Below are 8,827 nucleotides of genomic sequence, written 5' to 3'. Positions count from 1 at the left end.
TTTGACGTTTAGGCATGACAAAACCCCCTATATAGGACTTGAATTAATTCAGTGTCCTATATAGAGGGAGCATATCAGATTCTCTTGATGGCCGTACCATCATCATTGAAGGAGTAGGGAAAGTAGGACTGATTCTCGCCCAAAAAGCACGTCAAGAAGGTGCCCGAGTCATTGCAACGGATCTCTATGAGGAACCTCGAAGAAGAGCTGAGGCTATCGGGTGCGAGGTGGTGCTTCCAGAGGAGATGTTTTCTATGAAGGCTGATATTTATGCTCCTTGCGCACTAGGAGGCACGATTAATGATGAAAATTTAGAAAAAATGTCTGCTGCTAGCATCCAAGTGATTGCTGGTGCTGCGAATAACCAACTGGCTGAAGCAAGACACGGAAATCAATTAGAAGAAATGGGCATCGTCTATACACCGGATTATATTTTGAATGCAGGCGGCGTGATTCAAGTGGCAGATGAGTTTAACGGTGGGTACCAAGCCGATCGTGTCCGTAAGTCCGTGGAAAATATTTACAATCAAATTGAAAAAGTATTCGCGATTGCAAAACGTGATCAAATTCCAACTTATATTGCAGCAGATCGATTAGCAGAAGAACGAATTGCCGCCATCAAAAAGACAAGAAAGATTTTTGTTCGTGACCCTAAGACAACGATTCATCGGTGAAAATTTATTTTTTGTTCCCGTTGTAAGGAGACATAAGGTCTCTTTACAACGGGTTTTTAGTACGATTTGATAATTTATCAACGAATCCTTTTTTATCTTCTGAAAAAATGGTACGCTACTAAAAAAGGAATCGACAGTCCGTCGATTATGATTGATTTTCCGTTAAAAGGAGTATGAGTATGAAAAAAATAGCAATTCTCTCAACAGGTGGAACGATTGCGATGCAAGCAGATGAAAGTGGATTGGCCAACTCCGCATTGGGGCCGAAGAAATTACTAGAGTTAGCCAATGTAGACCGTGATAACATGACATTTATTGAAATTGAATACAAAAATATTCCCAGTCCACATTTGCAAATTAGAGATATTGTGGAGTTAAAAGAATTAATTGAAAAAGCAGTCAAAGAAGAACAGGTAGATGGCGTTGTGATTACGCATGGAACCGATACACTCCAAGAAACGGCATACTTCTTAGATATGACACTGCAAGCGAATGTGCCGATTGTTATTACCGGTGCCCAACGGAATTCTTCTTTACCGATGTCAGATGCCGCCTTAAATATTATTGATTCGATTATTGTGGCCTCTGATTCGCGTGCAGCAGAAATGGGTGTAGTTGTCGTTTTTGGTTCAGAAATTATCCCTGCACGAGATGTCATTAAAACACATAAAACAGCAGTTACATCTTTTAAGGCGATTGAATTTGGTCACATTGGACATGTCAGTAACAACCGAGCTGTATGGGCACGAAAGCCACTTATCCGAGACTACTATCCGATTGGGGAGAACATTGCCGAATTGCGCGTAGAAATTATTCCTGCTTATTTGGGGCAGGACTCTAATGCGATTAGACATGCCATTGAAAACGGAGCGGATGGGCTGGTTGTTGAAGGTTTGGGTGCTGGACATGCGCCACTAAATATGATTCCTGGAATAGAAGAAGCAGTTAAGAGAGGCATCCCAATTGTATGGGGTTCTCGCTCCAGAAATGGTCGTATGTTGACGGATACGTATGGCTTTATCGGGTCGGAAACTTATCTAAGAAAAATGGGTGTGATTTGGGGCGAAGATTTGACTCCAGATAAATTACGCTTGAAATTGTTACTGTTATTGTCGAATGGATATGATCTTGAAAAAATGAAACAAGAATTTGAATTCCATTTTTATAGCTAAATGGTTTGGCAAAGCAAAAAGAGGAGGGGATTGAATCCCTTCCTCTTTTGTTAAAATAAATCTAATTGCCGAGGTGCCAAACCCTCATAATCGATTCCCAGCAACTTTTGAAACGTTTTAGCATTTTGAGCCGCATGTCCACCAGAGTTATTGTTGAAAATGACCGTAACTTCTTCGGATTCTTTTTCCAAATCCAATGCAGCCTGTTTAATTTCAGTCAATTCCTCTTCCGTGTAGTCATATAAGGTGCGGAATGTACGCCAGTCTTTTGCATCATCGCCCAACCAACCTTGATAGTTGCGTCCGTGTAAACGAATAAACGTTTTATCTGGATTTGTAGCAACCGGCGTAAAGGGGACAGAATTATTTGGTGTTTGCGGTTGGTCGACAACCACATGGATGAAGTTCATTTCTCGAAGGAAATTTAATGTTCCTTCTTTGAATGAATCACTGAACCAGCTGCGATGGCGAAATTCAATCGCAATCGGCATGTCCTCCATCAGTAAGCGCACGAGCCGCATATACTCTACATGCTCTCGTTTACAAGAAAAATTGGGTGGAAATTGAAATAGAAAAGCTTTTACTTTGTTACTCTCTACCATTGGACGAAAAGCAGTCTTATAAATTTCAAAGGTTTCTTCGATTGGACGATCTTGAAACTTGCTCTTATGTGTCGTCATGGAAGAATAAGCCTTCGGTATAAATTGAAAAGTTTTAGGGGTAGTTTCTATCCAATTACGCACATTTTTTTCTGGGGGAATTGCGTAAAAACTTGTATCCAATTCTACAACTGGAAAGTGTCCCGCATAGTCAATCAATTTCCTTTTAGGGTCAGAAGACAACAAGTCATGGTCTGACCAGCCAGTAAGTCCAATATGAATCATTAGGAAGACTCCTTCCTTTGTGTTGTTTTCATTATCATATAATTTTATTATAGCAGCACGCAATTAATTGGATTGAAAACCTGTAAATAAGTAGAAACCATGTTGAAAGCAAATAAAATATGGTAAAGTGGAAGAAATCATTCTACAGAAAAGAGAATTAAAATGAAACAAGAACAACGTACCATTCATTTAATGGGCACAGTCATTCAGCTTTGGATTCGTCATGAAAATCCAACTGAACTTCTGGAAAAAGCCGAAAAAAAACTGGAAGATTTTGAACAACGGTTCAGCGCAAATGATGCCTATTCAGATGTAAATAAAATTAACCAGCAAGCGGGCACTGTACCTGTTGCAGTGGATGAAGACTTATTTGAGCTGATTCAGATTGGGAAAGAGCATAGCTTGGCAAAAGGCAGCGCCTTAAATATTGCGATTGGTCCTTTGGTTCAATTATGGCGCATTGGTTTTGATGATGCAAAGCTACCAAGTGAGAAAGAAATTAAACAAAGACTCAAACTGATCCAACCAAAGAATATTCTTTTAGATGAAAAAAATCGAACCGTCTTTTTGAAGAAAAAGGGGATGGCGATTGATCTGGGTGCACTTGCGAAAGGATACTTTGCTGATCAAATCCTAAGTGACTTTATTGACGAAGGAGTAGAGTCAGCTTTGGTTGATTTAGGGGGGAACGTGGTTACCTACGGAGATGGACCGAATCATTCGGATGGGTACTGGCGAGTTGGGATTCAACATCCAACGAAAGAACGGGGACAGTTGGCATCGGCCGTTAAAGTGAAAAACCAATCGATTGTTACTTCAGGAATTTATGAGCGGACATTCAGAGTAGCGGGCAAGAGGTATCATCATATTTTCGACCAACAAACAGGCTATCCATTAGAAACCGATATTGCCAGCATCACCGTTATTTCCGATAAATCAGTGGACGGGGAAATTTGGACGACCCGTTTATTTGGTCAGACGCCGCAACAAATTATTTCCACTCTGGATCAAATGCCTGGATTCAGTGGCATTGTCATTATGGAAGATGGAAGGGTCTTTTATCCGAAAGCACTAACGGAACAAATTATTCTCTAAATAAAAAGAACTGGAGGTTGAGATCTTTTCTCAGCCTCCAGTTTATTTTATTTCCACGTAAACCCTTCGTCAGCAGACTCGAGCAATACGGTTTCAAATTCACCATGAACGGGTAAAAGCAGTGAATCGCCTTCTAAATAAGGTAACTCCACTACGCCTTCGATGGACAAGGGAATCATTTCAAATGTATTTCCCCCATCAGTTGTACGATACAAGTCTGCTTCCGTTCCACCATTGTGGGTTAAAATAATAAAGCCTATTTGCTCATTGAGAAAAGTTATTCCGCCTGAAACTCCTGCATCACTCAAAAATGGATTCGGATTTATCTGTTCCCATGTTTTCCCGCCATCAATTGTTTGATTTAGGACATAGAACCGACTTCCAGCTGCTGCTTCCACTGGTTCCAAGTGATAACCGATCTTCTCGTTTAGAAAGAAGACATCTTCACCTTCTGGAATTGGAATGGGAGGAGGGTCTTCAAAGGATGGATTTTCAATCAGATTCGTAAAATCAAAGTAAACAAAACGTAAAGGTGTAGCAGCTTTATCCAGAACGGGCAGAAGAGAAACGGTATAACCTTTCACTTCTCTCTGAGCAAACGCCAAATCACCGATTATTCCACCTTCATCGAAGTAAACAATCCCATTTGTAAAGTTCCCCCAATTTCGCATGCCTTCGTAATATATTTCGTATTCGTTATCATCCCATTGGGCAATTGCTGCTTCAAAATCCAAGAAAGAAAAAGCATCTAGAAGGGGCTGAAGTTCTTTCTCTTTGGTATATGAATCATCTACATAAGCGTCAAGCGACACCAAAATTTGGTTACCGTCATAATCAATGAAGAATGATTCGGTCTCGCCATTTTCATTTTTTCCATATAAGGTGCCATAAAAAGAAGTGAGTCGGCCATCGGCTTGAAAACGGAGTGTGATTGAACCATATACATATAAATTTTCCGGCAAGGATGCCGTTTCACCGATTTTTCCTAACAAATTGTCGAGACCATTTGAATAAATATTTTCTTCCTCAAAAGGAATTTCCTTTTGTGTCCGCCAGTTGTGAATCACAGTAGCAAGCCTGCCGTCAAAGTCTGTTCCACTTCGATAGATACTGACGCCAGTCACTACAGTTACAAAGGCAAACAGAAGGATAATTGTTTTCATCAAATCCCTACGATAACGGATCAACCACACAATAACGAGGAAGAAACAGATTAGGATGATGGGTATACGTTGCTTCATGTCGCCATATTGAGCCAAGAGAGCAGTTTGATAACAAGCAAATGCATAGATAATCAGAATGAGTCCATCTTTCCATTTTGCTTTCGTCATTATTCACCAACTTCCTTTTAGGGTATTATCTTTCTAAAATTGCTCTATATCTATTATACTAAACGGGAAAAGAGAATAGGAGGCACATGCATTGAAAAAATGGATCAAAGGAAAACATGGAGCATCAATCATGATTCAAGATATTGGTGAGGGGCAACCCATTGTCTTTCTTCATGGATGGCCCTTCGCGAATGACATGTTTGAGTATCAATATAACCACTTTCTCCCGCGCGGATATCGTGTGATCGGAATTGATATGCGTGGTTTTGGTGGCTCTGACTTAGTCATTGAAGAGTATGGTTATGATACATTTGCAGATGATGTCAAAATGATCCTTGATACCTTAGCGGTAGAGGATGTTATTTTAGTCGGATTTTCGATGGGTGCTGCTGTGGCTGCGCGATATATGGCTCGGCATGATGGTTGGGGAGTGAGGAAGCTCATTTTTATCAGTGCTGCAGTTCCTACCTTTACCAAACATAAAAGCTTCATGACGGGAATAAAGAAAGCAGAACTGATTACCATCATTGAACAAATCCAAACAAACCGACCCAAAATGATTCAGGATTTTATGAAGAAATTGTTTCATGAGAAGGCATATACTTCTTATAAAGATTGGCTGACAAATATGGCACTCGATGCATCTTCCTATGCGACTATTCTTACCGCTTTAATGCTGCGAGAAGAGGACGTCAGTCAGGATCTCGCCAAAATACAAGTACCTGTCTTAATCTGTCACGGAGAAAAAGACCAAGTTTGTTCATTCGAACTCACCTACCAAATGGCCGAACGAATCCCTCAAAATATTGTTATTCCCTTCAAGAAGAGTGGGCACGCTATTTTTCATGATGAGTTAGAGAAGCTAAATCGAACGATGTTATTGTTTATGCAAAAATAATAAAATGGTTCCCAGTATAAACTGAGAACCATTTTATTCGTTTCTATTGATTGTGAGCACCAAATTTTAAAACGGGGCTTGGTTTTAGCAAACTGATTACTTGTCCGATGATATATCCTGCAACGAGTAAGAGAACCCATTCAAACTGAATATGATACAGCGGTAACTGTTCTAACCAATCCATCTTCATCCATCCCTGCTTATGAATCAAGGACAGACCACTTTCTAAAGCAACAATAATCAGTGGAAATTGCAAACTAAACCTTGAAGAAGGAATCATTAAACTCACTACAATCAGCAGCACAGTAGAAATGGCAATCGGATAAATAATTCCCAATACTGGTACACTTGTTTCGATCACTTGATCCAAACCTTGATTTGCGATTAATCCAGAGAAAACAGTAAAAAGAATCGCAAACATTTTGTAGGAAATAGCAGGAATGAGACCATGGAAATATTCGCTCACTGCTGCAATTAAACCAATCGCAGTTGTTAAGCAGCTGAGGAATACAATAACACCTAACATTGCAATACCAAATGTGCCGAATGCTTCTTTGGAAATAAGCTGTAACAAAAAGGTACCTAAATTTTGATTTACGGGGATAGCATCCGGGACAGACATTCGGTTCCCCACCCAACCTAAACCAGTGTAGATTACACCAAGCAATACAACTGCTAAGAAAGAAGATTTTACCGTCCCGCTCCATAGAGCCTTCTTATCGGTCACACCTAATTCGCGAATCGCATTCAAGACAATAATTGAAAACGCAATAGACGCAATCGCATCCATCGTCAAGTATCCTTCTGTAAATCCAGTCATAAACGGTTCACTTTTTTGATACAGTCCATCGGCTACTTGTGGTTCATTACTCCCATACATAATCACCGCACGTACAATTAAAATAATGATGGTAATCAGTAGAGTGGGAGTAAGATACTTACCAATGCTGTCTGCCAACCGGTTTGGGCTTAACACAACGAGCAGTACGATCAAGAAAAATCCTATTGTAAAGAGAAATAAGCTCAAATCTGTAGAATGATTCAAAAATGGCACGATACCCATCTCATATGCGGTAGTAGCGGTTCTTGGAATGGCAAAAAATGGTCCAATCGTCAAATAGATGACCATTAAGAATACAACAGAGTACAGAGGATGAATTTTCTTTAATAAATCTCGGTATCCATTTTCAGAGATAGAGCCCACAATGACACTTATTAAAGGCAATCCCACCCCCGTTAAAATAAATCCAAAAATTGCGGGCCAAAAGTGTTCGCCGCTCATAAAACCTAACGCGACAGGGAAAATGAGATTCCCAGCACCAAAAAACATAGCAAAAAGCATAAAACCCACAATTAAAATATCTTTTCTTTTCATTCCAATCCTCCGATTAACTTGTCATTCGAAAATAAAGCACAAAGAGTACTATCTCAAAGATTGGAAATTCCGTCAAGGATAATAGAAGAAATATTCAGACTACTTGCCTATTTTGTCTCGTCTACTGAGTACGCTATAATAAAAGACAGAAATTCAATAGAAGTAGCAGGAGGAAGAAGGATTTATGTCAGTAGGATTGGTTTTAGAAGGTGGCGGAATGCGTGGACTTTATACGGCAGGTGTTTTAGATTATTTTATTGAAGAGGGCATTGAAGTAGATGGAATGGTTACAGTATCTGCGGGAGCCCTTTTTGGAATCAACTATGCATCGAAACAACATGGTCGCACCTTACGCTATAACAAACAATATATTCAGGATAAACGTTATATCAGTGTGCGAAGTCTACTGCGAACAGGAGATATTGTAAACAAAGATTTTGCTTATTATCGGGTTCCGTTTGAACTAGATAAATTTGATCAAGAGGCTTTTGAGCAATCAGGAATTGACTTCTACGCCACACTAACAAATGTGAAAACCGGAGAACCGGAATATATTCAAATCAAGGAAGGATTTGAACAAATTGAAGCGTTACGGGCTTCTGGTTCCATGCCTTTTGTATCTAAAATGGTTCCCTATCAGGGAGAGCTTTACTTGGACGGCGGAGTAAGCGACAGCATTCCCTTCAAAAAAGCACAAAAGTTAGGCTATAAGAAATTAATTGTTATTTTGACTCGACCTTTGGATTATCGGAAAACGAAGTCAAATACTCGTATCATAGATTTCTTTTATAGGCAGTATCCAGAGTTTGCAAAACGATTAAAAAATCGGTATCAAAACTATAACGATGCAGTAGAAGAAATAATCCGATTGGAAGAGGCAGGCGAGGTGTTTGTCATACGACCAACAAAATTGATCCCAATGAAACGACTGGAACAAGATCCTGAAAAATTACAAGAAATGTATGATTTAGGAATGCACGATGCAAAGAATGAAATAAATAAATTAAATGAATTTTTAAGGAACTGACAACAATTGTTGTCAGTTTTTTGTTTATAGCTACATATCGTTATAAAACTATTCATAATAATTACCATTAAACTTTGCTTTTAGTAAACATATCGTTATACTGTAATTATAAATTGTTTATTTTCGTATCATATGTTTATATCGGGATGTTGTTGTAAAGTTACTGGTGTCTTTGTCGTAATGGCACAGATGAAGAGGAGAGTTTTTATCCTGAATTATTCATACTCCTAAAATTTTCTTGAAAAAATGTTTTTTCAACGATGAAGCATTCCAGTTTTCGGAATTGCCATTGGCTTTTCTAAATGCGCAAGCTGATTTGGCTTCACATTAGGAAAATTGGCGTATGAACCCTATTTTTGGGCGCACGAACC

General features: G+C 39.3%; 8 protein-coding genes. 5 read left to right on the top strand and 3 right to left on the bottom strand.

What is annotated here, in order from left to right; translation table 11 throughout:
- Positions 1-71 precede the first annotated feature (71 nt).
- Positions 72-674: a Glu/Leu/Phe/Val dehydrogenase family protein gene (locus tag PVE40_RS11855; RefSeq protein WP_274732158.1), complete on the top strand. Its 603-nt coding sequence runs from the start codon at positions 72-74 to the stop codon at positions 672-674.
- Between the two features lie 179 nt (positions 675-853).
- Positions 854-1,846 (top strand): asparaginase, encoded by a 993-nt coding sequence (locus tag PVE40_RS11850; protein WP_274732157.1) that lies wholly within the window; start codon positions 854-856, stop codon positions 1,844-1,846.
- 50 nt (positions 1,847-1,896) lie between these two features.
- On the opposite strand, the gene PVE40_RS11845 is transcribed toward PVE40_RS11850, so the two are convergent.
- The gene (locus PVE40_RS11845; protein WP_274732156.1) at positions 1,897-2,730 is read right to left on the bottom strand and encodes a DUF72 domain-containing protein; all 834 of its coding nucleotides are present in this window, start codon (positions 2,728-2,730) and stop codon (positions 1,897-1,899) included.
- 162 nt (positions 2,731-2,892) lie between these two features.
- On the opposite strand from PVE40_RS11845, the gene PVE40_RS11840 reads away from it, so the two are divergent.
- The gene (locus PVE40_RS11840; RefSeq protein WP_274732155.1) at positions 2,893-3,825 is read left to right on the top strand and encodes an FAD:protein FMN transferase; all 933 of its coding nucleotides are present in this window, start codon (positions 2,893-2,895) and stop codon (positions 3,823-3,825) included.
- A gap of 47 nt (positions 3,826-3,872) precedes the next feature.
- Here the strand turns inward: PVE40_RS11840 and PVE40_RS11835 are convergent, their stop codons facing one another.
- Complete coding sequence (locus tag PVE40_RS11835) at positions 3,873-5,156, bottom strand: WD40/YVTN/BNR-like repeat-containing protein (protein WP_274732154.1); 1,284 nt, start codon at positions 5,154-5,156, stop codon at positions 3,873-3,875.
- Positions 5,157-5,247: 91 nt separating this feature from the next.
- Between PVE40_RS11835 and PVE40_RS11830 the strand changes: the two genes are divergently transcribed.
- Positions 5,248-6,054, top strand: a complete 807-nt coding sequence (locus tag PVE40_RS11830; protein WP_274732153.1) for an alpha/beta fold hydrolase — start codon at positions 5,248-5,250, stop codon at positions 6,052-6,054.
- A gap of 43 nt (positions 6,055-6,097) precedes the next feature.
- Here the strand turns inward: PVE40_RS11830 and brnQ are convergent, their stop codons facing one another.
- Entirely contained in the window at positions 6,098-7,429 is a 1,332-nt protein-coding gene (gene brnQ / locus PVE40_RS11825; protein ID WP_274732152.1) for a branched-chain amino acid transport system II carrier protein, read from the bottom strand.
- A gap of 184 nt (positions 7,430-7,613) precedes the next feature.
- Here brnQ and PVE40_RS11820 point away from each other — a divergent pair, with 184 nt between their 5' ends.
- Entirely contained in the window at positions 7,614-8,456 is an 843-nt protein-coding gene (locus PVE40_RS11820; RefSeq protein ID WP_274732151.1) for a patatin-like phospholipase family protein, read from the top strand.
- The last annotated feature ends 371 nt before the right edge of the window (positions 8,457-8,827 follow it).

The organism is Jeotgalibaca caeni (assembly GCF_028863945.1).
Taxonomy (GTDB): Bacteria; Bacillota; Bacilli; order Lactobacillales; family Aerococcaceae; genus Jeotgalibaca; species Jeotgalibaca caeni.
This window is presented reverse-complemented; position numbering and strand designations above follow the sequence as displayed.